The organism is bacterium, assembly GCA_040755755.1.
Lineage (GTDB): Bacteria > SZUA-182 > SZUA-182 > DTGQ01 > DTGQ01 > DTGQ01.
This window is the reverse complement of sequence record JBFLZW010000053.1, coordinates 1-25,794: the sequence shown is the minus strand read 5'-3', so window position 1 is coordinate 25,794 and position 25,794 is coordinate 1. Positions and strand designations below refer to the sequence as shown.

General features: G+C 48.7%; 35 protein-coding genes. 19 read left to right on the top strand and 16 right to left on the bottom strand.

Annotated features, from left to right (window positions below):
* The 13 genes from AB1611_15865 to AB1611_15805 all read left to right on the top strand — a co-directional run.
* On the top strand, positions 1-1,051 hold a 1,051-nt coding region (locus AB1611_15865), incomplete at its 5' end, for a hypothetical protein (protein ID MEW6381067.1).
* A gap of 180 nt (positions 1,052-1,231) precedes the next feature.
* Entirely contained in the window at positions 1,232-1,417 is a 186-nt protein-coding gene (locus AB1611_15860) for a hypothetical protein (GenBank protein MEW6381066.1), read from the top strand.
* A 293-nt stretch (positions 1,418-1,710) separates the two neighbouring features.
* Positions 1,711-1,836, top strand: coding sequence for a YgiT-type zinc finger protein (locus AB1611_15855; GenBank protein ID MEW6381065.1), 126 nt, complete (start codon positions 1,711-1,713; stop codon positions 1,834-1,836).
* Positions 1,837-1,990: 154 nt separating this feature from the next.
* On the top strand, positions 1,991-2,254 hold the full coding sequence (locus AB1611_15850) for a hypothetical protein (protein MEW6381064.1): 264 nt from the start codon (positions 1,991-1,993) through the stop codon (positions 2,252-2,254).
* A 305-nt stretch (positions 2,255-2,559) separates the two neighbouring features.
* Positions 2,560-3,795, top strand: coding sequence for a hypothetical protein (locus tag AB1611_15845; GenBank protein MEW6381063.1), 1,236 nt, complete (start codon positions 2,560-2,562; stop codon positions 3,793-3,795).
* A gap of 55 nt (positions 3,796-3,850) precedes the next feature.
* The gene (locus AB1611_15840; GenBank protein MEW6381062.1) at positions 3,851-4,954 is read left to right on the top strand and encodes a 3-methyl-2-oxobutanoate dehydrogenase subunit VorB; all 1,104 of its coding nucleotides are present in this window, start codon (positions 3,851-3,853) and stop codon (positions 4,952-4,954) included.
* A 113-nt stretch (positions 4,955-5,067) separates the two neighbouring features.
* A complete protein-coding gene (locus tag AB1611_15835) occupies positions 5,068-5,307 on the top strand; it encodes a hypothetical protein (protein ID MEW6381061.1) in 240 nt (79 codons plus the stop codon).
* Entirely contained in the window at positions 5,297-5,710 is a 414-nt protein-coding gene (locus AB1611_15830; protein MEW6381060.1) for a PIN domain-containing protein, read from the top strand. Before AB1611_15835 ends, AB1611_15830 begins: the two co-directional genes overlap by 11 nt.
* Positions 5,707-5,991, top strand: a complete 285-nt coding sequence (locus AB1611_15825) for a DUF2442 domain-containing protein (GenBank protein MEW6381059.1) — start codon at positions 5,707-5,709, stop codon at positions 5,989-5,991. Before AB1611_15830 ends, AB1611_15825 begins: the two co-directional genes overlap by 4 nt.
* Positions 5,992-6,075: 84 nt before the next feature.
* Entirely contained in the window at positions 6,076-6,807 is a 732-nt protein-coding gene (locus tag AB1611_15820; protein ID MEW6381058.1) for a thiamine pyrophosphate-dependent enzyme, read from the top strand.
* A 27-nt stretch (positions 6,808-6,834) separates the two neighbouring features.
* Positions 6,835-7,392 (top strand): 2-oxoacid:acceptor oxidoreductase family protein, encoded by a 558-nt coding sequence (locus tag AB1611_15815; GenBank protein MEW6381057.1) that lies wholly within the window; start codon positions 6,835-6,837, stop codon positions 7,390-7,392.
* Entirely contained in the window at positions 7,392-7,841 is a 450-nt protein-coding gene (locus AB1611_15810) for an N-acetyltransferase (protein ID MEW6381056.1), read from the top strand. The genes AB1611_15815 and AB1611_15810 overlap by 1 nt, the downstream gene beginning before the upstream one ends.
* A gap of 32 nt (positions 7,842-7,873) precedes the next feature.
* Positions 7,874-8,377 carry a hypothetical protein gene (locus AB1611_15805; protein ID MEW6381055.1) on the top strand — a complete coding sequence of 168 codons (504 nt, stop codon included), beginning with the start codon at positions 7,874-7,876 and terminating at the stop codon, positions 8,375-8,377.
* A 48-nt stretch (positions 8,378-8,425) separates the two neighbouring features.
* Here AB1611_15805 and AB1611_15800 read toward each other — a convergent pair whose 3' ends face one another.
* On the bottom strand, positions 8,426-9,805 hold the full coding sequence (locus tag AB1611_15800) for a radical SAM protein (protein ID MEW6381054.1): 1,380 nt from the start codon (positions 9,803-9,805) through the stop codon (positions 8,426-8,428).
* Positions 9,806-9,973: 168 nt separating this feature from the next.
* A complete protein-coding gene (locus AB1611_15795; GenBank protein MEW6381053.1) occupies positions 9,974-10,369 on the bottom strand; it encodes a hypothetical protein in 396 nt (131 codons plus the stop codon).
* Positions 10,370-10,546: 177 nt separating this feature from the next.
* Between AB1611_15795 and AB1611_15790 the strand changes: the two genes are divergently transcribed.
* The 3 genes from AB1611_15790 (at position 10,547) to AB1611_15780 (ending at position 12,892) form a co-directional block, all read left to right on the top strand.
* Positions 10,547-10,735 carry a hypothetical protein gene (locus tag AB1611_15790; protein MEW6381052.1) on the top strand — a complete coding sequence of 63 codons (189 nt, stop codon included), beginning with the start codon at positions 10,547-10,549 and terminating at the stop codon, positions 10,733-10,735.
* 26 nt (positions 10,736-10,761) lie between these two features.
* Entirely contained in the window at positions 10,762-11,991 is a 1,230-nt protein-coding gene (locus tag AB1611_15785) for a radical SAM protein (GenBank protein ID MEW6381051.1), read from the top strand.
* A gap of 76 nt (positions 11,992-12,067) precedes the next feature.
* Entirely contained in the window at positions 12,068-12,892 is an 825-nt protein-coding gene (locus AB1611_15780) for a hypothetical protein (GenBank protein ID MEW6381050.1), read from the top strand.
* Positions 12,893-12,931: 39 nt separating this feature from the next.
* On the opposite strand, the gene AB1611_15775 is transcribed toward AB1611_15780, so the two are convergent.
* Positions 12,932-13,879 carry a hypothetical protein gene (locus AB1611_15775; GenBank protein ID MEW6381049.1) on the bottom strand — a complete coding sequence of 316 codons (948 nt, stop codon included), beginning with the start codon at positions 13,877-13,879 and terminating at the stop codon, positions 12,932-12,934.
* Between the two features lie 312 nt (positions 13,880-14,191).
* On the opposite strand from AB1611_15775, the gene galT reads away from it, so the two are divergent.
* The gene (galT, locus tag AB1611_15770; GenBank protein ID MEW6381048.1) at positions 14,192-15,190 is read left to right on the top strand and encodes a galactose-1-phosphate uridylyltransferase; all 999 of its coding nucleotides are present in this window, start codon (positions 14,192-14,194) and stop codon (positions 15,188-15,190) included.
* Between the two features lie 110 nt (positions 15,191-15,300).
* Here galT and AB1611_15765 read toward each other — a convergent pair whose 3' ends face one another.
* The 11 genes from AB1611_15765 to pgeF form a co-directional block, all read right to left on the bottom strand.
* Positions 15,301-15,684, bottom strand: coding sequence for a HEPN domain-containing protein (locus AB1611_15765; protein MEW6381047.1), 384 nt, complete (start codon positions 15,682-15,684; stop codon positions 15,301-15,303).
* A complete protein-coding gene (locus AB1611_15760; GenBank protein ID MEW6381046.1) occupies positions 15,674-15,976 on the bottom strand; it encodes a nucleotidyltransferase domain-containing protein in 303 nt (100 codons plus the stop codon). The genes AB1611_15765 and AB1611_15760 overlap by 11 nt, the downstream gene beginning before the upstream one ends.
* Positions 15,977-16,135: 159 nt before the next feature.
* Positions 16,136-16,786: a helix-turn-helix domain-containing protein gene (locus tag AB1611_15755; protein ID MEW6381045.1), complete on the bottom strand. Its 651-nt coding sequence runs from the start codon at positions 16,784-16,786 to the stop codon at positions 16,136-16,138.
* A gap of 40 nt (positions 16,787-16,826) precedes the next feature.
* Positions 16,827-17,786, bottom strand: a complete 960-nt coding sequence (locus AB1611_15750) for an AAA family ATPase (protein ID MEW6381044.1) — start codon at positions 17,784-17,786, stop codon at positions 16,827-16,829.
* Between the two features lie 31 nt (positions 17,787-17,817).
* The gene (locus tag AB1611_15745) at positions 17,818-18,879 is read right to left on the bottom strand and encodes a sugar phosphate nucleotidyltransferase (protein ID MEW6381043.1); all 1,062 of its coding nucleotides are present in this window, start codon (positions 18,877-18,879) and stop codon (positions 17,818-17,820) included.
* Entirely contained in the window at positions 18,876-19,967 is a 1,092-nt protein-coding gene (mtnA, locus tag AB1611_15740) for an S-methyl-5-thioribose-1-phosphate isomerase (GenBank protein MEW6381042.1), read from the bottom strand. The genes AB1611_15745 and mtnA overlap by 4 nt, the downstream gene beginning before the upstream one ends.
* Complete coding sequence (locus tag AB1611_15735) at positions 19,951-20,295, bottom strand: DUF167 domain-containing protein (protein MEW6381041.1); 345 nt, start codon at positions 20,293-20,295, stop codon at positions 19,951-19,953. The genes mtnA and AB1611_15735 overlap by 17 nt, the downstream gene beginning before the upstream one ends.
* A complete protein-coding gene (locus tag AB1611_15730; protein MEW6381040.1) occupies positions 20,240-20,728 on the bottom strand; it encodes a DivIVA domain-containing protein in 489 nt (162 codons plus the stop codon). Before AB1611_15730 ends, AB1611_15735 begins: the two co-directional genes overlap by 56 nt.
* 18 nt (positions 20,729-20,746) lie before the next feature.
* Positions 20,747-21,046, bottom strand: a complete 300-nt coding sequence (locus tag AB1611_15725; GenBank protein MEW6381039.1) for a YggT family protein — start codon at positions 21,044-21,046, stop codon at positions 20,747-20,749.
* Between the two features lie 51 nt (positions 21,047-21,097).
* A complete protein-coding gene (gene proC, locus AB1611_15720) occupies positions 21,098-21,922 on the bottom strand; it encodes a pyrroline-5-carboxylate reductase (GenBank protein ID MEW6381038.1) in 825 nt (274 codons plus the stop codon).
* A gap of 135 nt (positions 21,923-22,057) precedes the next feature.
* Positions 22,058-22,798, bottom strand: a complete 741-nt coding sequence (pgeF, locus tag AB1611_15715; GenBank protein ID MEW6381037.1) for a peptidoglycan editing factor PgeF — start codon at positions 22,796-22,798, stop codon at positions 22,058-22,060.
* 329 nt (positions 22,799-23,127) lie between these two features.
* Here pgeF and AB1611_15710 point away from each other — a divergent pair, with 329 nt between their 5' ends.
* Both AB1611_15710 and AB1611_15705 read left to right on the top strand, forming a co-directional pair.
* Positions 23,128-23,508: a response regulator gene (locus tag AB1611_15710; protein ID MEW6381036.1), complete on the top strand. Its 381-nt coding sequence runs from the start codon at positions 23,128-23,130 to the stop codon at positions 23,506-23,508.
* Between the two features lie 117 nt (positions 23,509-23,625).
* Positions 23,626-23,802, top strand: coding sequence for a 4Fe-4S binding protein (locus AB1611_15705; GenBank protein MEW6381035.1), 177 nt, complete (start codon positions 23,626-23,628; stop codon positions 23,800-23,802).
* Positions 23,803-23,893: 91 nt separating this feature from the next.
* On the opposite strand, the gene AB1611_15700 is transcribed toward AB1611_15705, so the two are convergent.
* Together AB1611_15700 and tatA are read right to left on the bottom strand one after the other, a co-directional pair.
* Positions 23,894-24,997, bottom strand: a complete 1,104-nt coding sequence (locus tag AB1611_15700) for a DUF362 domain-containing protein (GenBank protein ID MEW6381034.1) — start codon at positions 24,995-24,997, stop codon at positions 23,894-23,896.
* A 135-nt stretch (positions 24,998-25,132) separates the two neighbouring features.
* Positions 25,133-25,339: a twin-arginine translocase TatA/TatE family subunit gene (gene tatA / locus AB1611_15695; GenBank protein ID MEW6381033.1), complete on the bottom strand. Its 207-nt coding sequence runs from the start codon at positions 25,337-25,339 to the stop codon at positions 25,133-25,135.
* Positions 25,340-25,794 lie beyond the last annotated feature (455 nt).

Below are 25,794 nucleotides of genomic sequence, written 5' to 3'. Positions count from 1 at the left end.
CTGGCATGATAATCACTCCTTTCAGACCTTTTTTGATACCTCTTCTCTGGTACCAAGGATATTTTACCATGTCCGAACCTCTTTTTGTTTTCTATGTGGTCGCGTATTTATGGCGACCTGTACTAAGGTAATTATTCAATTGATGTCATCACATGCTATCCCGGCAAGCACTCCTCCTCCTATCCATGCTATTGATAGATGGTGGGGACCCAGGGAGCTTGAATATTTATGTCATCTAAAATCGGCCATAGAAAATCAATATCCTCATGCATCCGAGGGGAAAAACCTTCTTCTTATTGCTTTCTGTCGATTGTTAATTCAAATATCTAATGCTTCTTTTAACCACCAATCAATATCTTTCAAAGATACCAAGAGAAGGCAGATGCCTTTATTCTCAAACGTGCAAGGCTTTGATGAGATGTTTTTACGAGAATTGGATATTATTCTGGAATCAGCAAATTACAATCCACCATCTAAGACTGAAGTGGTTTATGGAGATTCTCGAAATGTAGCACAATATGTTTCCGGAAAATATAATCTCCTCATTACATCACCCCCTTATCCAAATAGGATATCCTATATTCGCGAATTACGTCCATATATGTACTGGCTTGGATATCTGAAAGAAGGAAAAGAGGCTGGAGAGTTGGATTGGGAAGCAATCGGCGGAACGTGGGGGATTGCTACCAGCCGCCTTTCAAAATGGAAAAAGAGTTCAAAAGGTTACTATCCATTATATTATGTGCACCTACTTGATAAGATATCTGATTCTGGAAATAAGAATGGATATTTAATGGCCAATTATATAGCAAGATATTTTGAGGATATTTGGAATCACCTTCAAAGTGTTATCATGGTTCTGTCTCCTGGTAGTAAGGTTCATTATATAGTGGGCAATTCAAGCTTTTACGGCATACAACTTCCAGTAGAACAAATTTACAGGGACATGTTAGAAGCTCTAAAATTTAAAAATGTTTGTATAAAACCTATTAGAAAGCGCAATTCTAAAAAAACGTTATTTGAATATGATGTCACCGCTTGTTGGGCATAACTGCGAGTTATTTAAATCCTTGTTAAAATCCGTATGCCACATGTTCACCGTTCTCATCGAGCAGGAATGAAGATGGATGCTATGCAACTACAGTTCCATCGCTGAAAAGCTGCTATACTCAGGCAAAGACCCTTGAAGAAATATTCGGATAGCCTAAACATTAAGAAGGGATGTATTGGAATGGCATCACTGAAAGAGGTAACCATTGAAACTATAAAACGATTACCTGACGAGTGTTCGTTAGAGGATATCATGTATGAAATAGACTTTGTCGCTCAAGTCTTAGAGGGATTGAAAGATGCCGAGAATGGAAGGTTACTAACTACAGAAGAACTCCTTAAAAGAGTCGAGCAATGGGCAAAATAAAATGGGCTGAGAAGCTCAAATGAAATGTCCACATCGACATCTATTGAATCACGAGCTATGCGCCAAATAAAATGGATCAGTAGGCTACTGAATTTTTATAGGATTTACGAGCGGTTGCCTCTGAACTGGATCCAGAAGGTAAGGAAATGTTTTGAGTCTAATGCTATACTATATACAAGACATGCGATAATTGAAATGGAAAATAAACAACTTGGTCGAATATTTGAATACGAGGTAAATGAAGCTGTCGGTAAAGGAGAGGTCACAGGAGAGTATTGAAGGAGAAGGAAACCATGAGGTGCGTTATCTGTCATGGAGATGAAATTTCAATGACAGAGGTAAAAGAAGAATTCCCAATTGATAATGATATCGTTTATGTCCCGGTGAAAGTTCTGATCTGCCGGAATTGCGGTGAGTGATATTATGACCGGCGAACCATGCAATTTTTAGAGGAGATGGGCCAGAAGCTGAATTTGCTTTTGAAGGATAGGGGAAACTCAAATTTATCGCCTTATCTCAACTGGCTGCGTAATCATTATCAGTTGCCAGGAAATTGGTTAGAAGAGTAAGATTATGAATCCAAGGGAAGATAATAGAATACAACACAAGGTATTTGAGGCCATTGTAAAAGAGGACGGGACTCTTACGGTAAAGGTTCCACAATCCTTAAGTGGGAAGAAGGTCAAAGTTACTATAGAGGAAGACAGGGAAAAGGAAAGCTTATCAGCATGGAATGAACTATCTGGCGTGTTGAAAAAAGCAGATGCCCTTGATATTCCACGCCGTGATTCAAAAGACATCATAGATGATCTGAGGACTTTTAGGGAATCCAAATAAGCTTGCACAGATGTTCCCCATATTCTTTTTCTCAGCGAGGAGGGTGAAAATAACCATCACCCCCATCCAACCTTCCCCCTCAAGGGAGATAGGGGGAGGGGATGTTCTCCCCGTATGGGAGCCTCGTATGGAAGAGAGTGGAGGTTCCCATCAAAGATGGAGAACATCAAAGATGGAAAACGTCTGAAGCTTGCAAAGGAAGATTCATGCATCTGGATTAATCGAGTATTTGGATATCGCTGGCAATTATCATATGGTCTTCGCACTTTTTAATGCAGTCTTACACGAGTGAAAGGGGTGGCCCAATGAGACAGGATAAGGACGAGGTCAGGAAACAGGTCAAGTATCAGATTGAAAATCAGGTCAAGTATCAAGTTAAAAATCGAACCAATCATCAGTTCAGGCATCAAATCAAAGGCAAAATCTCTACCGTGCCCGGCTGCTTATTGTTCTATATCTGTGCTTTCTTGCTCTTGCTGTCCATGACCTGCCCAGGCCAGGCCCAGGCTGAGTCAGGTCTGACATCATACTATCAGAAGAGCCTGCATTTTTCGGGTGCGGGGATGCGCTACTGGTATGAGGGGAAAAACGGTTTTATGACCTTGACCAAAGTTCCCTATACGCAGGCGGGTTGCACCCAATGCCATGCCAGCAGTTGTGATCAGTGTCATGGGACAAAGGATAAGACAGGCAAAGTGGGATTCTCCACCAATGAGGCGCGAAAAAACGCCACCTGTTTCGGATGCCACCTCAAAGAGAAACTGGTCATCGAGCTCAGTCAGAACGATGAAAACAAAGATGTCCATACCGCTGCCAGGATGTCGTGCATTACCTGTCATAAGGATCCGGATATTCATGGTGATGGAGTGGCCAGGCAATCCTTTCAGGATACCGGAGTTATCACTACATCCTGTGAGAGCTGCCATGTGGGGGAAAAGACCAAAGGCCCCAGATTCGACCCGGAAATCAGAGCACACAAGAGGCACAAGAAAAGCACAGAGCTTCATTGTAATGCCTGCCACGTAAAAGCGGTCCTGACCTGCTATAACTGCCACTTTTCGGAATTCATGAAAACCAGGAGCCAGAACGGAAACTTCATTCCCACTTCAAACCCGCTCATGCTGATAAATCATCAGGGAAAAGTGACTGCGGCCACGGCCATGGTTCTTGTCCATGACAAAAAGACTTATGTAAGCTATACTCCTTATTTCACCCATAACATCATGAAGAAGGGAAGGGACTGCCAGGAATGTCATGGAAATGCGGCTATACAACTGCTCAAAAAAGGGGAAAAGATACCGGTATCTACCTTCGAAAATGGCAGGATTCAATTCTGGTCAGGGGTAATACCGATAGCTGACGATATCCTCCAATTCCAATTTCTCGATAAACGCAAGGGCGAATGGATACCCCTCAATACCGGGAAGCCTGACATCGAAAGATACACGCACCAGGCCGGGCCCCTGAGCGAAAAGCAGATCAAAATACTGAAAGTCAGCTTTGGAGGTGGGAACCCCAAATCTCAGGGCAAGAGCAAATGACCGGGAAGGAGGGTACAGTGAAAATGCCCGGAACGGTGAATACAAAGGTGAATACATGGAAGGGATAAGGGCAACACCGGGAAGTTCCAATAAAATCCTCATGGCCGGAAACGAAGCCATTGCCGAGGGGGCTATTCTGGCTGGCTGCCGTCACTATTTCGGCTATCCGATTACACCGCAGAATGAAATTCCGGCCCACATGGCCAGAAGGATGCCGGAGGTGGGCGGATGCTTTGTTCAGGCAGAGAGTGAGCTGGCAGCCATCAGCATGGTTTTTGGCGCTGCGGCTGTAGGTGTCCGGAGTATGACCTCCTCTTCCAGCCCCGGCATCAGCCTGATGCAGGAGGGAATCTCCTACCTGGCCGGTGCGGAGCTGCCTGCGGTCATTGTGAACATCTGCCGGGGAGGGCCTGGCCTCGGCAATATCTCAGGGTCGCAGGGAGACTATTTCCAGGCCACCCGAGGAGGAGGGCATGGGGATTACCGGACTATTGTCCTTGGCCCGGCCTCGGTTCAGGAGATGCACGATTTGACCTTTGTGGCTTTTGACCTGGCGGATTTGTATCGGATTCCGGTGATGATCCTGGCTGACGGTGTTTTGGGGCAGATGATGGAACCTGTGGTTCTCGATGCTGGCCGCAGGTCTCGAATGAATCTGCCGGAAAAAGCCTGGGCCTTAACCGGTGCCGGAAACCGTCCCCCGCGGGTGATCAAATCACTCTACCTGGGAGAGGGTGAGCTGGAAGAGCGCAACTGGCTTCTGGAAAAAAAATACCGGAAAATCCAAACTCATGAGGTCCGGTATGAGGAATATCGGGTTGAGGATGCCAGGCTCCTTCTGGTCGCCTACGGCCTGTCGGCCAGAATCTGCAAAGCCGCAGTGAGTATGGCCAGAAAGCAGGGTATCGCCCTTGGGCTCTTCCGGCCCGTTACCCTGTATCCTTTCCCTTCGGCAGCCCTGGCAGCAAGGGCTGCGCAAATCGGCAGGGTGTTGACCATTGAAATGAATACCGGTCAGATGATCGAGGATGTAAGGCTGGCCGTCAATGGCTGCTGCCAGACTTTCTTCTATGGACGTCCGGGAGGGGGAACCTTTTCCGATGAGGAGATTTTTCATCATTGCCTGCGGGTGATGGAGGCTCTTTCGGAAGTGAATTGAATTTGTGTGGTTTTTATATTAAAATAACTTACGTTGAAGGCTGAAGTTTCACTCAAAAATTTAAAGAACCTCAAGGCCATAACGTGGATTAAAATAAGTTTGGAGGAACGAGAGTGGTAAAGAAGCTCCGTGCAACGTTTGATGGAAAGGTATTTCTGCCCAGAGAATTTTTAGATATTAAACCTAATACAGAGTGGGTAATAGTGATTTCAGATGAAAAAGGAGATGTATCTGGTGGAAAAGAGATGCATCCATTGGAAGCTATCACTCGATTATCTACTGATATGGGACCAGCAGACTTATCAGAAAACTTTGACCGTTATACTCGTGGTTTGAAAGATAATGGTGAATAAAACTTATTTTCTCGATACAAGTTATCTGATCGCCTTATTGCATAAAGGTGATAAGTGGCATGAGACAGCCATTTCCCGACGTGATGAAGTGATCCGGAATCATATTCTCCTTCTAACAACGGAGTATATATTAGTTGAAGTTGCTGATGGACTTTCTGCCTTACATTTTCGGAAACAAGCCGAAGATACAGTTTCAACACTGCGGGATAGTCAAGATGTCACAGTTATTCCTGCTTCCACGACACTTTTTGATGCGGGTTTGTCACTTTATTGCGCCCGCTCTGATAAAGAGTGGAGTTTGACTGATTGTATATCATTTGTTGTTATGGAAGCTCATGGATTAAAAGAAGCACTGGCTACGGACAAGCATTTCAGACAGGCAGGATTTCACGTATTACTATGAAAGAAGCGAGGCTCAATATGAGCTTATCGAACTGTGGAGCAGGCACTTTAGAATGTGAAGTAACTGATATCAATAAAAATGGAATATGGATACTCATTCGAGGATCAGAATATTTTATTTCATTCAAAGAATTTCCCATGTTCAAAAACCTGCCAGTGGAGAAAATTTTCCATGTTACATTTTTTTCACCTAATCATATGCATTGGAAGGAACTGGATATCGATATCGAATTAGATTCTCTGGAAGAACCGGAAAAGTATCCTTTGATATTTGACGAATAATCTATTAAAACTGAAAAAATAGAGACCTCTGGTCGGGTAGCTTCACCCCGTGGTTCCATGAGGCAGTTAGGGCAGGAAAAAATCATGAATCAGGTTTTTGCACGGCCAAAATCGCTGAAAGATGTACCATTCCGGTATTGCCCCGGATGTCATCATGGAATCATCCATCGCCTGGTTGCCGAAGCGATCGATTTTTTGGCTATCGGGGAAAAAACCATTGGCGTTGCTCCGGTAGGCTGTGCGGTATTCGCCTCCGACTATTTCAACGTCGATATGATCGAGGTCGCACATGGCCGTCCTCCGGCAGCAGTTACCGGCATGAAGCGGGCAAGACCGGAAAATATCATTTTCAGCTATCAGGGAGACGGGGATCTGGCCTCGATCGGCATGGCTGAAACTGTCCATGCTGCCAACCGGGGAGAAAACGTTACGTTTATTTTTGTCAATAATGCTACCTACGGGATGACCGGAGGCCAGATGGCACCAACAACCTTAGCCGGTCAGGTAACCAAAACCACGCCCCAGGGCCGTGATCCGCGAACGGACGGTTTCCCGCTGCGGGTCTGCGAGCTTCTGGCCACACTGGATGGGCCTGCCTATATCGAACGGGTTGCAGTCAATAATCCCGTTCATATCAAAAAGGCCAGATACGCTATCCGCAAGGCGTTTCAGGTGCAGATGGAAAACCGGGGTTTCAGCCTGGTGGAGGTTCTCTCCGCCTGCCCGACCAACTGGAAGATGACTCCGCTCGAAGCGAATCAATGGATCGAGGATACCATGACCAGGACGTTTCCGCTCGGAGTCTATAAGGGATAGACCGAAAGAGAGAGATCGAAATTGCAGATGAAAGAGAAAAGGATTTTGATTTCAGGCTCCGGTGGCCAGGGAGTGCTTCTTCTGGGCAAGATATTGGCCACAGCAGGCATGCTGGACGGCAGGCAGGTGACCTGGATTCCCTCCTATGGTGCGGAAATGCGCGGCGGGATAGCCGATTGCATGGTTATTATCGCCGATGAGGATATTGGCTCTCCGCTGGTGAAAAAGCCGGATATTTTAATCGCCATGAACAGCCAGGCACTGGAAAAATATGCTCATACGGTAGTCAGCGGAGGATTCCTATTGGCTGGCATCACTCCTGTCGGCCCCCAATCGATCCGCCGGGATGTGGACGCGCTTTTTTTACCTGCCCTGGAAATTGCCAAAGCAGCGTCAGGGTATACGAGGCTGGCCAATATGGTGATGCTGGGGGCGTTGTGCTTCAGGACAAGAATTGTGCCCAGGGAGAGAGTTGAACAAAGTATCCGGTTACTCATGAATTCTCAGGAACAGGGACTTGTATCTTTGAATCTGAATGTGTTGCAGACCGGAATTGAATACTGCATCAGGGGAGAGAACGACTGATGATTATCCGACCCAAGGTAAGTGAAGGAAAAGCGATTCAACAACTGGTAAACCTCTACGCAGCCGATGGTTTACTCATTCCCTTGTCCCTGCATGATGTTTATGAACGGATCCGGGAATTTTTCGTCTATCAGGTTGAGAATCAAATTGTGGGTGTTGCCTCCCTTCATGTGATTTGGGAAGACCTGGCCGAGATTCGCTCCATGGCTGTGCATCAAGACTTCCAGCATCAGGGCATCGGCAAAGCCCTGGCCTTGCGCTGCCTGGATGAAGGCAGGGAATTAGGCATCAAACAGGTCTTTCTTCTGACTTACAAAAAAGAGTTTTTTGAAAAGGTAGGTTTTCACCAGGTTGATAAATCGAAACTTCCTCAAAAAGTCTGGTCTGACTGCATAAAATGTGTGAAATTTCCCGATTGCGATGAAATTGCCATGTCATTAACGCTGTAACCGGTTTTTCCGGACATACGCCGAGAACCAGCATGGGAATACAGGCCGACAAGGAGAAAGCTGTTTTCCGCAAAGAAGCCATACTGGCCAAGGTATCTGTGGCCCTGGGGTGGCTTATAACCATCATACTTCTCTTGCTGCCTGCATCGGGAAGGCTGCCGGAAGTTATCGGCAAATACAGCATAATTTCGCTGTTGGGCATAGGTCTCATCTGGCTGAGTTGCTGTTATCTTCCTGCTCACCTGAAAAGGCTCACGAGAGCTTCATGGGTATTAACCCATACTCAGCCGGAGAAAATGTTCACGATCCTTTCGCCGCCGATGATAAAAGGCAGACAGATTATGGCTGAGCTGTGGGCACACGAGGCTGACCGGGACCATCAGCCGGTTGAGCGCCTAGAAATCCTGTCTTCAAGGTTACGGTTTTTTCTCAAGGATGCTGATTGGGTAATGGTCTTCCATGATCCTGAGCCCGATGGCATCGTGGTGATCCAGGCGGGGCAGGATATCCTCTGGGGTTTGCGGAAGAACACGTAAGTCTCTCCCTTTGCTCCTCTCGTGCAGTCTGTTGCTGTCTGCGACCCTTCAGATCATGGGTGGTGAATATTCCAGCGGACGCCGCACCGGTGAGCCATGACGGATTGAGAGGAGCATCTGTACGGGCCGTATTCTTTCATCAACCATCTGGACATCTTCAGAGCTCATGTTTCTGACCGCATAAAACCACTCGCTCCGGCGGAAGAATCCGGGTTCATCCACTACTTCGATCCCGATTTTTCGCTCCCGCTCAAGCTCATCCCACAGAGCAGAGCCGGGTATCGGCCAGTACCACTGAAGGTAAATCCTTACTCCATAGTCCAGAATAAGATTGGTGACGAATTCGAGCGTATTGATACAGTTTTCTTTTGTATGCCAGGGGAAACCGATGATGAAGCTGAAAACGGTCCTCTGGCCTAAATTATATTTGTGCAGGTTTTGGGCCGCCTGCTGGATCAGCTCAGGAGAGACGGCTTTATGGATTTTCCGGGCCTCGTCATGGCTGATGACTTCCGCACCGGCAAGCAGGTCACTGGTAAAGGGCTCCAGAGCTTCGAGCAGCTCCTGGTCCCTGAGATCGTCAATGGTGGCATCGTACGTCAGCCTGCGGCGGAAGGCATCTTCCGGCAGCATCTTGCAGAGATCCAGAATTCGCTGATGATCGGCAGTAAAGATATTATCAACAATGTTTATCTTTTTGCTGCGGGTCCTCTGGCAATGCGGGAGTGCATAGAGGAGCTGTTCGACTGCGATTTGGGCCGGATAGGATCGCCAGTTCCTGTGTCCGATAGTTGAGCAGAAGGTGCAGTTGAACCGGCACCCCCGGGAGGTCAGGACCGGTATGGTCCCGTATTGGGAGTCGGGGATGAGATCATAGGCTGGCCGCCAGTCGAACCGGGTCAGGTCCGGTTCCTGGATGACCTGGACCGCACTGGCTTTATCCGCTGCGTTTCGAGTCAGGAAAAAACCGGGAATTTCCTGCTCCCTGCCCGATCGCAATACTTCACAAACCAGGTGAATGGAGCGATCCGCTTCTCCTCTGAAAAGACCGTCAAAGCATCCACTGGCTATGATCGATCGAGGATAGCAGGTGGGGTGCGGTCCGCCGACGCAGGTTTTGATTCCGGGATTGCGCTCTTTGACCTTCCGGGCCAGAATCCTGGCTATCGCCCAGTTGAGTGAATTGGCACTCAGGAGTACCACTTCATAGTTGAGCAGCCTGCAGACAACATCCTCAAGGGAAAGCTGCGGAGAAGCTACCCAATCCAGCACATCACACGGATACCCCTTCCGGTGAAGGTGAGCTGCCAGCAGATACACACCGAGTGCCGGACTATCACGGTAGGAATCCTGCATGGATGCGACCAGGGTATTATCTACGAAAGACATGACCGGGCAACTGACCACAACACAGGGCTGCTGGGGCATTCCGGCTTCCCACCCTCCTTTTGGCTGTACTTGCGTTCAGAACGTATTCTTTTCTCTTTGTACAATGCTCCTCCTCAACTGGTGGTCACGCGCTGGCGTCTTCCAGCAGTTGAGGAGAAGCACCTTTAACCTTTTTCCCTTATCGATTAAATCTGTCCGTTCCCCCTCTCAGGTTATGGCCACCTCCTGCTCATCCTCGGGTGCGGGCAGATTGGAGGAACCCTGAAATACTGCGGCTACTACAGCTACAGCGACGATATATTCAGGCCCCTGTCCTAATATCCGGGACGGGCCGGCAGCCGTCTGCTTTTCAGCGCTCCGATGTCCAAGGGCAACCAGGATGTCTTCATCCGTAATTCTCCGGGAATTTTTACTCGTCACCTGAATACCAACCCTGGCGAGGACATCCTGGAGATCATCCCTGAATCTTCTGGCCAGTTCAGGGTCTCTTACTACATCACGAGTCAGATCAGCCAGCGCCTCCTGGGAATATGCCTCAGTGAAGGTGAATTTTATCTGAGAATTGGGCAATACAAAGACATTTTTCTCTCCCTCTCTTTTCATGATTTTCTCCTCCTCATTAAGTGAAAAGAGTATCTCTTTTCCCTTATCTCGATATAGTATATGAAAAACATATACTTGATGTATCTTAGTTCTCGGTATAATGGAGGTAAAATCGCTAACGTACGGGATGGCCGGTTATCAAGGGCACATATCGTGGCAAATTGAAGGGGATTCTGAATGCTGATAGTCGGCATTGAAAAATGGGGAAAAAAAAGCTATGATGAGGATGCACTCTGCATAATTCACCGTACAGACAAATATACCGTGCGTGCTGACAGGCAAAGCGGAAGAGAACCACAGAGGCCGGATTTTTCACCCCCTGGCTGGCAATTCGCCGCCAATCCCCTGGCTTGTCAGGTTCTCTGATCATTGAAACTGAAAGGAAAACCGTCATGATCAATATTACCAGACTATACTGCGGAGAGGAAACTCCCAGTGATGACATTCGTTATGGCCAAAAGATACACAAAAGCCACCACAGGCTCCCGCAGTGCTGGGAGGGTCTGACCAGCCGGGTTCCTCCGAGCGCTTCCTCAAGGCGGCCCATTGTGGTCTGGAATTCGACCAGAACCTGCAACTTGAAATGCGTTCACTGTTATACCGATTCTGAAAATATCTCCTATCAGGGAGAATTGACCACGGATGAAGCCAAAACAATGCTGGCCGATCTTGGCAAATTCAAGGTACCGGCCATTCTTTTTTCCGGTGGTGAACCGTTGATTCGAAAGGACCTTTTCGAACTGGCCGCTTATGCTCTGGAGCAGGGAGTGAAGCCGACGCTGTCAACCAATGGCACCCTGATCACGGAAGAAGTTGCCCGGAAACTGAAAGACACGGGCTTTACCTATGTGGGCATCAGCCTGGATGGGATTGGCGAGGTGAATGATCAGTTCCGCGGTGTAGCGGGTGCCTTCGAGCGGGCTATGCGGGGATTCAGAAATTGCGTCGAAGTTGATCAGCGGGTAGGGCTGCGCTTGACCCTGACCCGGAGAAATGCCCAGGATCTGCACAGGATTTTTGACTTCATTGAGGCTGAAAACATCGACCGGGCCTGTTTTTATCATCTGGTCTATTCCGGCCGGGGAGTCGATATCAAGCACGATGACCTGACCGCTGAAGAATCCCGCAGGGCTATGGACATTATCCTGCAGCGGAGCGAGGACTTTGCCAGGCGCGGACTGGCCAAAGAGATCCTGACTGTAGACAACCATGTGGATGGGATCTATCTGTACCTGAAATTGAAACAGAAGAACCCGCAGCGGGCGCAAGAAGTCATGAGCCTGCTGAAATGGAATGGCGGAGGGCTTTATTCAACCGGTGTCGGCATCGGTGAAATCGACTTTTGCGGGAATGTACACCCGGATCAATTCTGGCTGGACCATACGCTGGGCAATGTCCGGGAGCGCCCCTTCTCGGAAATCTGGATGGATACTCGAGATCCTGTCATGGCCGGATTGAAGAACCGAAAGCCCCTGCTCAAGGGAAAGTGCAGTCAGTGCCAGTGGATTGATGCCTGTGGAGGCTCCTTCCGGGTGCGCGCCCTTCGGGTTTACGGCGATCCCTGGATGGAAGATCCTCAGTGCTACCTCACTCCGCAGGAGTGCGGCAGCAGTGGGCAGTAAAGACAGTGGTCAGTGGCCAGTGGCGAGTGGTCAGTGAACAAACTGAACACCGATAACTTTCAACTATAACTATTTTATGAGCTACCTTATGACTGGTTCATTTTGGGTCATTCAGGCGATATTTTTCCTCGGACTCTTTCATGGGCTCAGGGGAGATCATATCATCGATATCCTGAACTCCAGGAAAGCACAGGATATTTATCAGCGGCCTTCCTGGGTTTCATTGAAGGTAGGCTTGATACACCTTGGACACGCCTTGACCTTCGTTGTCCCGCTCTGGCTATTGAGAATTAAACTTTCCGGCCTGTCCTGTTTGTCATCCCGGCCTGCCCTCGGGTCCGCTTTTTGGGCTTTGGGGCTGCAGAGCTTTTATGAATTCTTCTGGGTGCCGCCAAAGCAGCTCCATCAGCATGAACATCCCCATGAGCACGAGCATGGCCACCTTCATTCCAAGCCGGTTAAATCTGCCGGAAGGGAAGGGGGGGAGCATGCCGACCATTTCCATGTTCCCCGCAGTATTGATAAACCCGGATCAACACCTTTGGATCATCAGCATCCCCACGCCCACCGGCATGAGCATCTGCATTATCATACCCCGGAGGAAGAGCGAAGCCATCATCATCAGCATTACTCCTCCGGGCAGATCAACCGCCTGGCAAAGCTCCAGAATATATTATCCCTGTTAGCAGTTTCCATGACCGCTCTCGTCTTCCCCTTGCCAGGGATACTGATTTCCCTGGCTGCTTTTCTGGTTGGACTGTTTCTGGCCGTCTATTTTCTCGGAATTGTATACCGGGGCAAGGGGATCGATCTGATGAGCAGGATTGATCGCCTGTCCGCCTTTCTCCTGGGAGCGATCTGCGGTCTGGCAGGACTTTGGCTCTTTGTAGCCGGAATATGAGGGCAGAGAACGGAAGAAAATATATGGTCATTATTCTCGTCATGAAATCCAGGCCACAGTCCCGTCTTGGTATACCCAGACTCCATTTACTTTTGTGAGGAAGCAGTAATACCCGGAGCCAACCGCAGGCCCATATAATTGCCCCACATAAACAAGTGCCTGGTCCCCCCGGCGATTAAATCCCACCCGTGAAAGCTCAATTACCTGATAGGGTTCCTCATCACCGACCAGCTTATAGCTGAAGGGGAGAGTGAAATCATCACCGAGCGGATACTCCTGCCTGTTTTTGATCTGGTAGTCGAGGATAGTCTCCTGGGCTATTTTATCCAGATTCCGGGCTAAATAATTGAGAGTGGCGGCATCGTTACCCGAAGAATATGCACTGGTATGGTTCCTGATACGGACCTCACCGAGGATTACCCCCGCCCGGCTCAGAGTATCCAGTGAACTGATCAATGCCGAGTAAACGGCATACTCTTCATTCTGTACGGAAGCCAGAGTAGTTACCGGGCTTCCGATCAAGGCAGAAGGGGGGAAAAAAAATCTGCTGGACAAGGGCGGAGGCGGCCATTGCTGGGGAAGGGAAAGGCCGGATATCCAGGACCAGAGAGAAGGAGTAAGGGAGTATCCCAGGAGGGAGGGCCGATACGGGTTCAGATATGTGCTCAGATATGAATTGAGATACATGTTCAGCAACCACGGATTGGAGCTGCCGAGAGGAAAGGAGCTATTGTAGCTGCTGAAGGGATATGAGCCCGGAGAGTTGTTGAAAGGATAGCTATTGTTGTAGCTGCCGAATGGAAAATAATTGAGCGAAAATGAAGGCTGATACAGCCCGGAGTATAAGGCATTAGCGGCAAGCGGAGGCCATTGAGCCAAAGATTCCGGAATGATTATCATCTGTGTACCCACGAGGATGGTTGTGCCGATAATGAGCATTGACAGCAATCGTGTTGGGTTCTGTTTTCGAGCGGCGATGAATGACACGGTTTACGAATCCTTCCTTGATGAAGAGTTATGGTAGAAAGAGCAAGTGATCATGCTGAAAGCTTATCGCTCTCAAAAAACGTGCCATTCTCCTCCTGATCGCCGTATACTGCTTCCTGCCCCCCTGCTCACCGGCTTCTGACCACTGACCACTGACCATTCTTCTGGTTCCTGACTCCTTCACTGACCACTGCTCACTGACCACTCGCAACTCCCTCCTGCCTGCTCCTCTTTCAGCACTATTGACATTTCATTGAACTGATTGTACAATTTTTAGACAATTTATGTAATATTTTACAAAGGAGCAGCCAAGTGCCTGAATTACGGAAAGATCCGATTATCGGACGGTGGGTCATTATTGCCACTGAGCGGGCCAGGCGGCCATCGGAATTTATTCCGCCACCGGAAGAAAAAAGGACGGGCTTTTGCCCATTTTGTAATGGCAATGAGGAGAAGACGCCTCCTGAAATTCTTGCCTATCGGCAGCCGGGAACCCGGCCCAATACGCCCGGATGGTCAGTGAGGGTAGTGCCGAATAAATTCCCTGCCTTGAGAATCGAAGGCGGGCTGGACAAGCGGGCGGTGGGGCTTTATGACAAGATGAATGGAGTAGGCGCCCACGAAGTTATCATTGAAACTCCTCACCATGATTTACCCCTGCCCAATTTACCGCTGGATAACTTCGTTCAGGTTCTTCAGGCTTACCAGGACCGGGTCATTGACCTGAAGCGGGACCCGCGGTTTCAGTATGTACTTATTTTCAAAAACCAGGGCCACGCGGCCGGGGCTTCGCTCGATCATCCGCACTCTCAGCTCATTGCCCTGCCGGTCATTCCCAAAAGAGTGGTCGAGGAGATCCGTGGCACCAACACCTATTACCTCTACCGGGACCGGTGCGTTATTTGCGACATCATTCATCAGGAACTGGACATGGAGGTCAGGCTGATCGATCAGAATCAGCACTTCATAGCCCTTTCTCCTTTTGCCTCCCGCTTTCCCTTTGAAACCTGGGTCATTCCGAAAGCGCATGCTGTTTATTTTGAAGCCATCTCTCCGGATCATCTCCGCGCCCTGGGGCAAATGCTGAAGGGCGTCCTGCAGCGGATCACCCGCACTCTGAACAATCCACCCTACAATTTCCTCATTCATTCAGCCCCCTTTTACGAGAAAGAGGCCAGCTTCTATCACTGGCATATTGAGATCATTCCCAAGCTTACTCATGTAGCAGGATTTGAGTGGGGGACAGGATTCTATATCAATCCTACTCCTCCTGAAGAAGCGTGCAGGTTCTTGCGCGAAGCTCAGATATGAAAGGCTCTGAAGCACACCGGGCGATAAATTCGCAGCCAGTTAGGATCGGCGATGAGATCGCGTGCGGTATTTGGTAGGGCAAAAGCCCCACCCTACTACTTTAAGGTTTCCTATGGAATAGTTCCCAATCGATTGAGGAGAGATTCTGCAATTGAAATTCCCTTCTTACAAAGCTCATTATTGGATTCATAATAAGGGAGCACATTGCTGACTGGATATTTCGAGGGGAGATAGATCGAATCTAAAAAATCACATTCTTCATCGGTTAAATTGACATAAATTCCATTTATTTCTAATATATTCCTCAATTCAGTAATACTATGAGTTTTCTTTACCTTGCATGAATTTTCAATAAGTAAAGCTTTGAGCATTTTTTCGACGGCTTGTTGAACATTCTGTAAGCAAGGATTATATAAATCGCTTGTTAATAATACCTTTGCAGATTTCAGATTTTCTCTGGCATAATCCAACCATAACTTTGCTTCATCTTTCATATATGAGTTCTCCGGCCTCAATTTCTGAAAGAAATGAATTATTCTGAGCATCCGGCTTGATTGGAATAATATCCAGTGGGATCATTTTCGCGATCTTTCTGGTTAACTTTCGGTATTTCATAGCCAACTCTAGATACGATGCATTGCTGCTTTGGAAAATGGCAACATCGATATCGTTTGGGTTTTCAGATTTAACGAATGAACCAAATACTATGATTTTCTGAACTTCCAGTTCAGGACTTAGGCTTTCTATTAATTCCTTTTTTAAGTATTCTTTAAATTCTTTCGTCATATATTGTAAGCAGTATTTGGTGGGGCAAAAGCCCCACCCTCTATTTGCTTGCATCTGTGTCGGCAGAAGGACCATCCTCCCGCTCAGGGCAGGGTTAGCGGGTACATCACCATTCCTGGTGCGATTTCCCCGAATCTTTCGGATGGGAGGCAACCAAGTCTACTTCTTCGGCTTATTGGCATACAGAACTTCAAAGTGAGCTTTGGCCTGCTGCACATCGATGCCGATGTATTCAGCATAGGCACGTAAAAAGCCGACGATGTAGACTCGTCCGGGAAATCTGCTGTATTCGCCCCTTTCCAGGTCTTCCAGTGCATGGATACTGATCATGGTAGCTTCTGAAATCTCCTGGAGGGAGATGCCCTTTCGTTCTCTGTGTTTTTTCAGGTATTGGGGGTCGGAGATATCCGGAGGGGGCTCCTGGTGTTTTGGTTCTTCAGTGGTATCGCTTGCGGATGAATTCGCGCCGCACCCAGAGGAAGCTGAAGGTTGTTCTTTTCCTCCCTCGGATAGAGGACCCTGGACTTTGTTGCCCGTCTGCCGGTAGTCCTGCGCCTTGCGCTGGCCGGAGATACCGATCCGGTAGTCATATTTTGCCCGTTCGCGATCATCCATTAAAATTCGGTAGGCCTTTTCGATCCTTTGCTGAATCTGGCTTCTTTCCCCTTCCGAGACAACCGAATAGGTGGCCAGGGAATCAATCTGATAGGTCTGGCAGGCCAGGTTATAGGCTTTCTGGATTTCTTCTTTACTGGCTGTTGATTCGACATTGAGTAGTTCGTAATAATTCATTTCTTCAACTTTTTTCATTAATTATCTACCTCTTCGAGGAAATTTTCTGCCCGGGCCGCTATCCAAGAAATCTGTTCACAATATTTCGGATGCATACCGCCGCTCCGCTGTTAGGGTATTCCTGAAACAAAGGGATCCGTTTTCTGGCTGATAATTTGACATGATCATCATAGGTGACATATCCGATATAATTCAAATTCACTCCCAGGTATTTGCGTGTTACATCACGAATCGAATCGCCCGCCTGAATATCGATTTGAGACCGGACCTGGTTCATAATCAACCGCGGCCTGAATTTTAAAATCTCATCTACCATTATTTCCGCTGCCGGTGGGTCAAGTTGATAGAGCTTTTCCACCAATTCATAAATAGTTCGAAATCCTCCAGCTTCTCGTGGATAGGCAGCCTTTTCTATGAGGGGCTGGTAGGGAGAATCCTGAAACCTGCACATTAATTTACGATTCAAGCAACTTCTGATAAACCGGTACATGTTTTCGATTGAGGTCGGCTCAGGTACGGCAACCAGAAGCCCATTGTCAGAAATGAGGAAAAAATCAATATTATTATACGCGGTACCGGCACCCACATCCAGGATAATATATTCAAAGTCAAGGTCTTTGATCTGTTGAATCAGGTTTTCCTTTAACTGGCTGCTGATATTGGCCAGCCCGAGCACTTCATTGGCATCACTGATCAGGTGGAGATTTTCATACTGGGTGTTAACCAGGGCATCGGTCAGGTGGGATGTTCGATTCCTGAGAAAATCGGCCAGAGTGATGGAAGCCGGGGTAACTCCGAGATATGAATGCAGATTGCCGCTGCCAAGGTCAGCATCGATGATGACCACTTTTTTGCCCCTGCGGGCCAATTGGACAGCGATGCTCGAGGCGATAATGCTTTTTCCCGTTCCCCCTTTGCCTCCGGCCACAGACCATATCTTTTTAGTGACCTTTTCCGGTTGCTTACTTTCCGCCTGCTTATGTACGTCGTCTGATTTTTGAAAGAATCTTGCTAACATGGTGGTTCACTTCTCTTTGTTTTTCTTTTTCTTACCGCGAATCTTCTTTCGCCTGATGAATACAATTTTTAACTACCCCGTGGCTGACAGGGAGAGATGACGGTACTCTCGATCCGGCAGTAACCATGCCACCCTGAATGCGGCACCCTCCCTCGATCTGCACTCCATCTTCCAGAACAGCATGGGCAATCCAGGAAAAGGGACCGATATGGCAGCCTTTACCGATGCTGGAGTGGCCTTCGATCACGCAGTATGGCCAGATAACCGTGTCCTGACCGACGTGGACACCGTAATCGATATAGGTGTTATCCGGGTCAATAAAGGTTACTCCCTCAGCCATGAGGTCAGCGGCTATTCTTTGACGGATGATGCGGCTGGCCTCGGCAAGCTCCATCCTGGTATTAATCCCCAGCACAGTCCGGTAATCCGCTGCCTTGAGGGCCTGGACCAGCTTTCCCTCCTGACGCAGAATGGCCACCGAATCAGTCAGGTAATATTCTTTTTTGGCATTGTGATTATTGATCTTGCTTAATGCGCTGTAGAGGGACCGAGAATTGAAGCAGTAGATTCCGGAGTTGATTTCGGTAATTTTCTTTTGCTGTTCTGAAGCGTCTTTCTCTTCCACGATTCCCAGAACTCCTCCCCCTTCATCGCGCAGAATGCGGCCATAGCCGAAGGGATTCGGTACGTCACTGCTCAGAAGGGTGCATTCGGCCTGCGTCCGCTGATGAAACTGAATCAGGTCGGTCACCTCACGGGGAGTTAAAAGCGGGGTATCGCCGTTTAAGACCAAGACGATACCGGAAAAATCAGCCAGCATCTCCCTGGTTTGAGACACTGCATGGGCTGTTCCCAGTTGCTCTTTCTGATAGGCGAATTCAACGGGTACATCATGGAGCTCCTGCTGTATTTTCTCCGCCTGATGTCCAAGCACTATTATTGCCGGCCTGGCATCGACCGCTGCAACCAGCTCAGTTATGTAGCGGATAATCGGACGTCCGCACAGAGGATGCAGCACCTTGCTGAGTTGAGATTTCATTCTGGTGCTCTGGCCTGCGGCCAGAATGACGGCTGCTCGATTCGGCTGGTTCATTCGGCCATCTCCTTCCAGCGAATTCCCGGTTTATGGCAATTTTGATTCGCCTGAACCACCTTTTTCAAGCCCTCCGGGTATGGCGGATAAACAACACCCTTCTCAGTAATAAGAGCACTGATGTATTTATTAGGGGTAACATCAAATGCCGGATTCGCTACAGCAATATTTTCAGGAGCGATCCGGATGCCGGACAGGTGGGTAACCTCCTCATGGTTTCTTTCCTCGATCGGAATTCCCTCGCCGGTTGCAAGGGTCATATCCAGCGTGGATGTCGGAGCGGCCACGTACAGGGGAATATCATGGGCTCTGGCCAAAACCCCAAGAGAGTAGGTCCCGATCTTATTGGCTACATCTCCATTGGCCGCCACCCGGTCAGCTCCGACAATGATCAGATCGATTTTGCCCTGCTGCATGAAATAACCGGCCATGTTATCGGTGATAAGCGTGGCCGGGATCTTTTCCTCCACCAATTCCCAGGCCGTTAACCTGGCCCCCTGGAGAAAAGGCCGGGTTTCATCCACATAAACGGAGATATTTTTCCCCGCCTCATGGGCGGCACGGATAACCCCCAGGGCGGTGCCATATCCGCCGGTAGCCAGCGCTCCGGCATTGCAGTGAGTCAGAATTCTCGCTCCATACGGTATCAGGGGCTCTCCCTGCCTGCCGATCTCCTGATTAATTGTAAGGTCAGAATCCGCAATCTCAAGGGCCCGCTGTTTGATAGCCTCTTTCAGGTCCGCTACGCTCCCGCTATGGTTTCGGGCAACTTCCTTCAACTGATTGATTGCCCAGACCAGATTAACCGCTGTTGGCCGGGTGCGAAAAAACTCATCGCACAGGGCATCCATTTCACGGCAAAAAACCTCCTGATCCTGGCAGCAGATGCCCTGGACCCCCAGGGCAATTCCCAGGGCAGTAGCCAGGCCAATGGCCGGAGCACCCCGGATATTCATCTTCGCAATAGCCGAAATAACCTCCCGGTAGGTGACACAATCGAGATATATCTCCTCTCCCGGCAAACGAAGCTGATCCAGGATACGGATACAGTCGCCTTTCCATTCAATACTCTTAACCAATCCGCTCATCTCCTCGAAGACTTGTAGTTAACCGCTGCCAGCAGGTATCCTGATCTATTCCAAGAATCCTGACGACCTTGGACCGGCCCGTTTGCCCTCCAACGATCGATATCTGCGAGGCCGATACCTTGAGCACCCTGGCCAGGAATCTCATAAATTCTTTGTTTGCCTTGCCATCTACAGGAGGAGCACTGATCCTGATCTTGAGTACCTCGTCCCTGATTTCAACCAGCTCGCTCTTGGCCGCATTGGGCTGAATTCGAACCGAGATAGTAGCTCTGTCAGAAGGGGGAGATGTCGGGCTCTCCTTCCCCTTTTTTTTCTTTGAACTCGTCATCTTCGGCCAGCAACTTCCCGTACATTTCCAAAGTGGATTGCACCTTGGCCCTGAACTGCTGATAAAGACTCTTCAAATCCTGAATCTGGCACAGAATCTGATCTTTTTTCTGATTCGCCTCTCCCAGAATTTTCTCCGCCTTGAGCTCCGCTTCCTTGATCATCAATTCCGATTCGCGGATGGCGTTCTCCCGGACTTTTTCCGAGCTGCTCTGGGCGATCATCAGCACCTCTTTGATCATTCCCTCACGCTCGATCAGCTTTTCCTTTTTTCCCCGCTCCTCATCGAGCTGCTGGCGCACTTCCCGGTTCTCTTTGAGAACCTCCTGAAACTCTATGGAGAGCAAATCCAGAAAGTCGATGACCTCTTTTTTACTAAATCCCGGCCATCCAGTTTTAAACCGCTTTTCCCGTATCTCTAATGGAGTGATCATAGGTTCCTATCTGGTTAACTATCGAAGCCGCATCGCTATATCCGTCAGGCTCGCAACGAAAAATTTTTGGACAAAGACACATACGGCGATAACAATCAGGGGGGAAAAATCAATCCCACCGAAGGTCACCGGAAGGTGCCGACGTACAAATCGCAGTACGGGCTCGGTCATCTGGTACAGCATCTGAACCAATGGGTTGTATGGATCAACATGAAACCAGGAAATAAAGGCCGAAATTACAATAATAAATATGTAGAAGGAAATAAACATATTGATAATAGTCGCAATAGCCGACAAGAGATTCCCTAAAATAAACATTCCTCATCTCCCCCTCATGTCCTAACCGTCTCCGGATTGATAAATCAATGATCAGCGGCCCGGACAAGCGGGCTCGCCCTGGCCAAGCTCCTTCGATCGGACCGTGGCCGATCTGACCGCCTCCATTAAGCAGGCCCGCAATCCACCCTTTTCCAGCGCATGAATCCCCTGGATGGTCGTGCCTGCCGGGGATGAAACCATATCCTTCAAAACCGCTGGATGGTATTGGGCATCCATCAACAGCCGGGCTGTCCCCAGCACGGTTTGAAGGGCAAGTTCCTGCGCTGTTTTTCTCGGCAGCCCCATCAAAACACCTCCATCGGACAGCGCTTCAATCATGACAGCGACATATGCCGGGCCGCTGCCGCTCAATCCGGTGACGGCATCGATCAGGTTCTCTCCCACCACGGCTACCTTTCCGACAGCCGAAAAAATCCGCTCGGTTACCGCCAAATCTTCCTGAGACGCTCCGTCGGAACAGATGGCGGTCATTCCTTCCAGCACCAGGGCCGGCGTATTGGGCATGACTCTGATTATCCGCGCATCCTGAGTCAGGCAGGCTCTCAGGGAAGAAAGCCTGACACCGGCAGCGATCGATATCAGTAATTTACCGCTCAGATCCGCACTATCATGGATTTCCTGCAGAACGCCATGAATAATCTGGGGCTTGACCGCCAGGATAATCACCTCGGACCGGGCTGCCGCCTCACTGTTGCTTTCGGTCACGGTAACGTTATACCTGTCCCCCAGCTCTGCCCGCCGCATCCGGCTGGCATCGGTAATCACGATCTCATGAGGAGAAGCCAGTTGAGCCTTCAGTATTCCCTTGATCAGGGCCTCTCCCATGTTTCCGGCCCCTATAAAGCCGATACCCATATCGCTGCCTTTTTCCCGTTTTTTCCCGCGGGTTGATAGTCAGGAAATGCATCTCCAGAGTAAATTTCGGGCACATAAGACCCTAATCATCACAAATTATACATTTCCCCTCAATCTATTGCAACAAAAAATCGGTTAAATCAGGCTGATCATTGAGATCATCCTTCCGGTTTGCCCTTTATCCCTCCGGTAAGAGTGAAACCACTCCGGCCTGCAGAAGGTGCACAGGTCCAAGGCCCAAATTCCTTCTTCCAAAACCCCCATTTCCCTGGCCTGAAGCACATTAGCCAGCTGCAGGTCGAAATAGATTTTGTCCTGGACCTCCCTGATCACCTCACTCCAGCAGGTCAGCCTTGCCTTCAGGATTTCAAGAACATCGTGCTGGATTTCAAAACAGCATGGCCGCAATGATGGCCCCAAAAGAATGATGCAGTCCTGCAGGCTGCCGCCGAGGCTTTGCCGGATTGCGGTCAGAGCATTGCGAAGGATCCCAAGCGCAGTCCCCTTCCATCCGGCATGCACAGCCCCAATAATCTTTTTCCTGTGCTCGTAGATCAAAATCGGAAGGCAATCGGCGGTAACAATCGACAGGGCAATGCCGGTTGAGTCGGTAACAGCTCCATCGTACTCTCCCGGAGCTTCCTGCCCCACAGGATCCCGGGCCACAAAGATCCGGTCTCCATGCACCTGCTGGATGTGCAGCAGAGAAGGAGCTTTAATTTGCAGGGTGCTATAAAATCGCTGTTTCTGGTGGTAAATCTCCTCGGCTGCATTCCTCCGCCCGGAGGAGGGAATCCTGGTGCTAAACCCGTGGACCGCAAAACCCTCGAGGGCCGGGCAAACAAAATAGCCGATATCTCCCCTCTGCTTAAACAAGTAATTTTCTCCCCTTGGTAACGTTATCTGTTTCACCTTACTCCCCCTGGCAATATAAGGACCGTATCAGGATTCTCCCGATCACTGATCACTGGCCACCGATAACTGATCAAGCCTACTCCATCTCATGATACCTTGTCAAATAACAACTGAATTTATTTGACATTACCTTCCATTATGTTATACTCAGGATATAAGGGAAAATAATAAGTCTGACAGGCATGACAGATATAATGCCACCTTTATCAAAGAATTAAGACGAATCAGTATTAATGCCCGCAAAGCAGGCTGCATTCATCTCTATCCTTAAACAGAAGGGGTGAAAGGAAATGATTTCTAAAAGAGTACTTGTCGTTGATGATGAACAGAACTCGAGAGAGGGTCTGAGTAAAATTTTAACGAAAGAAGGTTACACGGTTCATACTGCTGAAAACGGAAAGAAAGCCCTGATAGAGGCTGAGAATAACAACTTTGACTTAATTATAACTGACCTTCGCATGCCGGAGATGGACGGCATCGAGGTTCTTGAAAAATTAAGGAAGAAAAACAAGAACATCGGCGTTGTAATTGTCACTGCCTACGGAGAAGTTAATTCTTATCTGAAGGCAATGAATCTTGGGGCCTTTGAATATTTGAATAAACCTATCCACCTGGAAGAATTGCGGCGGGTTATTAACAAGGCCCTCCGTGAAAGCCCCAGAGTGTCTTAAGCACCGGGTATCAGTATCGGAAAAAGTACCTCTCAATTTCATGGCCGCCATGGCCAGGGGAGGATCCCTCCCTATAAGGGACGAAGAGTCCAATAACTGAAAAAGGAGGTGAAAAGAATGCCGCCAGTAATCGATACCGATAAATGTTCAGGCTGCGGAGTTTGCATTGAAGACTGTCCGAATGAGGTTTTAGTCATGAAGGATGACAGGTCGAGTGTTAAAGATGCAGATGAATGTGTGGAATGCGGAGTGTGTGTTGACAATTGTCCTGAAGAGGCAATTACCCTGAACTAGGTGATAAACTCCTCGTAAAGTTTGTTTCTCCCGGTCCTGGTGAACAGTCTTCACCAGGACCGGGGAAAAATCCCATCAGGAGAAAAGTTTCTTATAAGGAAACGAGATCATAGTTCCTCGTCCCCAGGCCAATATCCTCTCCATACCTGAGTTGGATACTCCAATCCACTTTCGGATGTACCCCGCGAAACTTATCTCCGCCTTTGCCAAAGCCTTTCTTTAAAGCCGTCTGCCTGATCCCTTCACTTGCATTTACCATGTCCACTGATGCCTGGTCAATAGCTACCGGATCATGAGAGGCCAATATCCCCAGGTTCGGAACGATGGGCAGATCGGAATGATTGCAGCAGTCACAATCCGGCGTCACATTAATGATAAAGTTAATGTAGAGAACGGGAAGGACCACGGACTGAGTTACCCCATAGGCATATTCACAGATCTTTTCCTGGACGTTTTGGATGGACTCATTCCAGCGGATTCTGATATTTTTGCCCGGACAATTGACAAGGCACTGACCACACCCGACACATTTTTCAGTATCGACCCAGGCCCGGCCTTCGTTCAGGTAAATGGCATGAGCAACGCAGTGCGTGACACAGAATCCGCACCCCCGGCAGTCCCTGGCAATATAAGGAGCAACCGTTGAGTGCATGGATAGTTTCCCGGCTTTTGAAGCCAGGCCCATGCCCATGTTTTTCAGCGCTCCACCGAATCCGGTCAACTCATGTCCCTTAAAATGGGACAGACAAATAATACTATCCGCTGCGCAAACAGCCGAGGCAATCTCAACCTCACGGTAGTGCTTCAGGTTAACCAGTACCTTACGGACGCTTTCACCCTTCACCCCATCGGCAATTATAATCGGGGCGCTGACGACCGGGTAGGTGAACCCATTCGATATTGCTGTCTCAATATGGCTTATGGCTTCGGCCCGGCCTCCTGCATAGACGCTGTTTGAATCTGTCAGGAAGGGTCTTGCGCCCCGCCTTTTTACTTCATCCACCAGGGCTTTGACGAATTTGGGATGAATATATCCCCATCCCCCCCGTTCACCAAAATGCAGCTTTATGGCCAGCAAACCCTGAAACCGCAATCTTTCGCTCACCTCAGGGATATCAAGCACTGAGGCCAGCTTGCCGAAAAGGTCGCTGCTTGCCGAAGAGCGAATGTCGATAAAATAAACCTTTGACGGCAAAATCTTCCACTATCTCCCTGCACAACTCCCCACGGGAGTTTTTCGATTAAAATAGCTTACTCGTCTTGTGAAGGATAACCCTCTTCCATCCTTCTCCCTGAGGGGGAAGGACAGGCAGGGTGAGTATTTGAATTTTTACTCAATCTCCTTCCTGGTATCTTTGGTATTTTCCACGATCTTACTCCGGGATTCATGCGACCCTGAAGATGTCGTCGCATCCTTGAAATTCCGGATCGCTTTCCCAAGTCCGCTGCCGATTTCCGGCAATTTTCCAGCCCCGAAAATAATCAAAACAATTACCAGAATAACCAATAATTCCGCCATTCCGATTCCAAAGGGCATAGGTTAATCCTCCTTTGCAGAGATAGTATTGGTGATAGTAATCCCTTATCCCTTTTGACGGTTTTCACCCATTTCCAATATTAGCACATTTACCTGCAAAATAAAAATATAATTGCTCGTATGGGAAAGATGACAACGGCAGTATTGTATTTCTCCCGCAGAGACGCTGAGACGCAGAGGACATCATTTTCGGTCATTCTTTGCGCCTCTGCGTCTTTGCGGGAGATCATTCTTCCATGCCTCGTTGTAATATGTGCCTCTGTACCTTTGCCCCTTTGAACCTAGTAGTTACTTCAGCTTATGGACAGAGAATCCCGGACAGACTTGGCTAAGTACAGGTCGCCATAAATACGCGACCACATAGAAAACAAAAAGAGGTTCGGACATGGTAAAATATCCTTGGTACCAGAGAAGAGGTATCAAAAAAGGTCTGAAAGGAGTGATTATCATGCCAG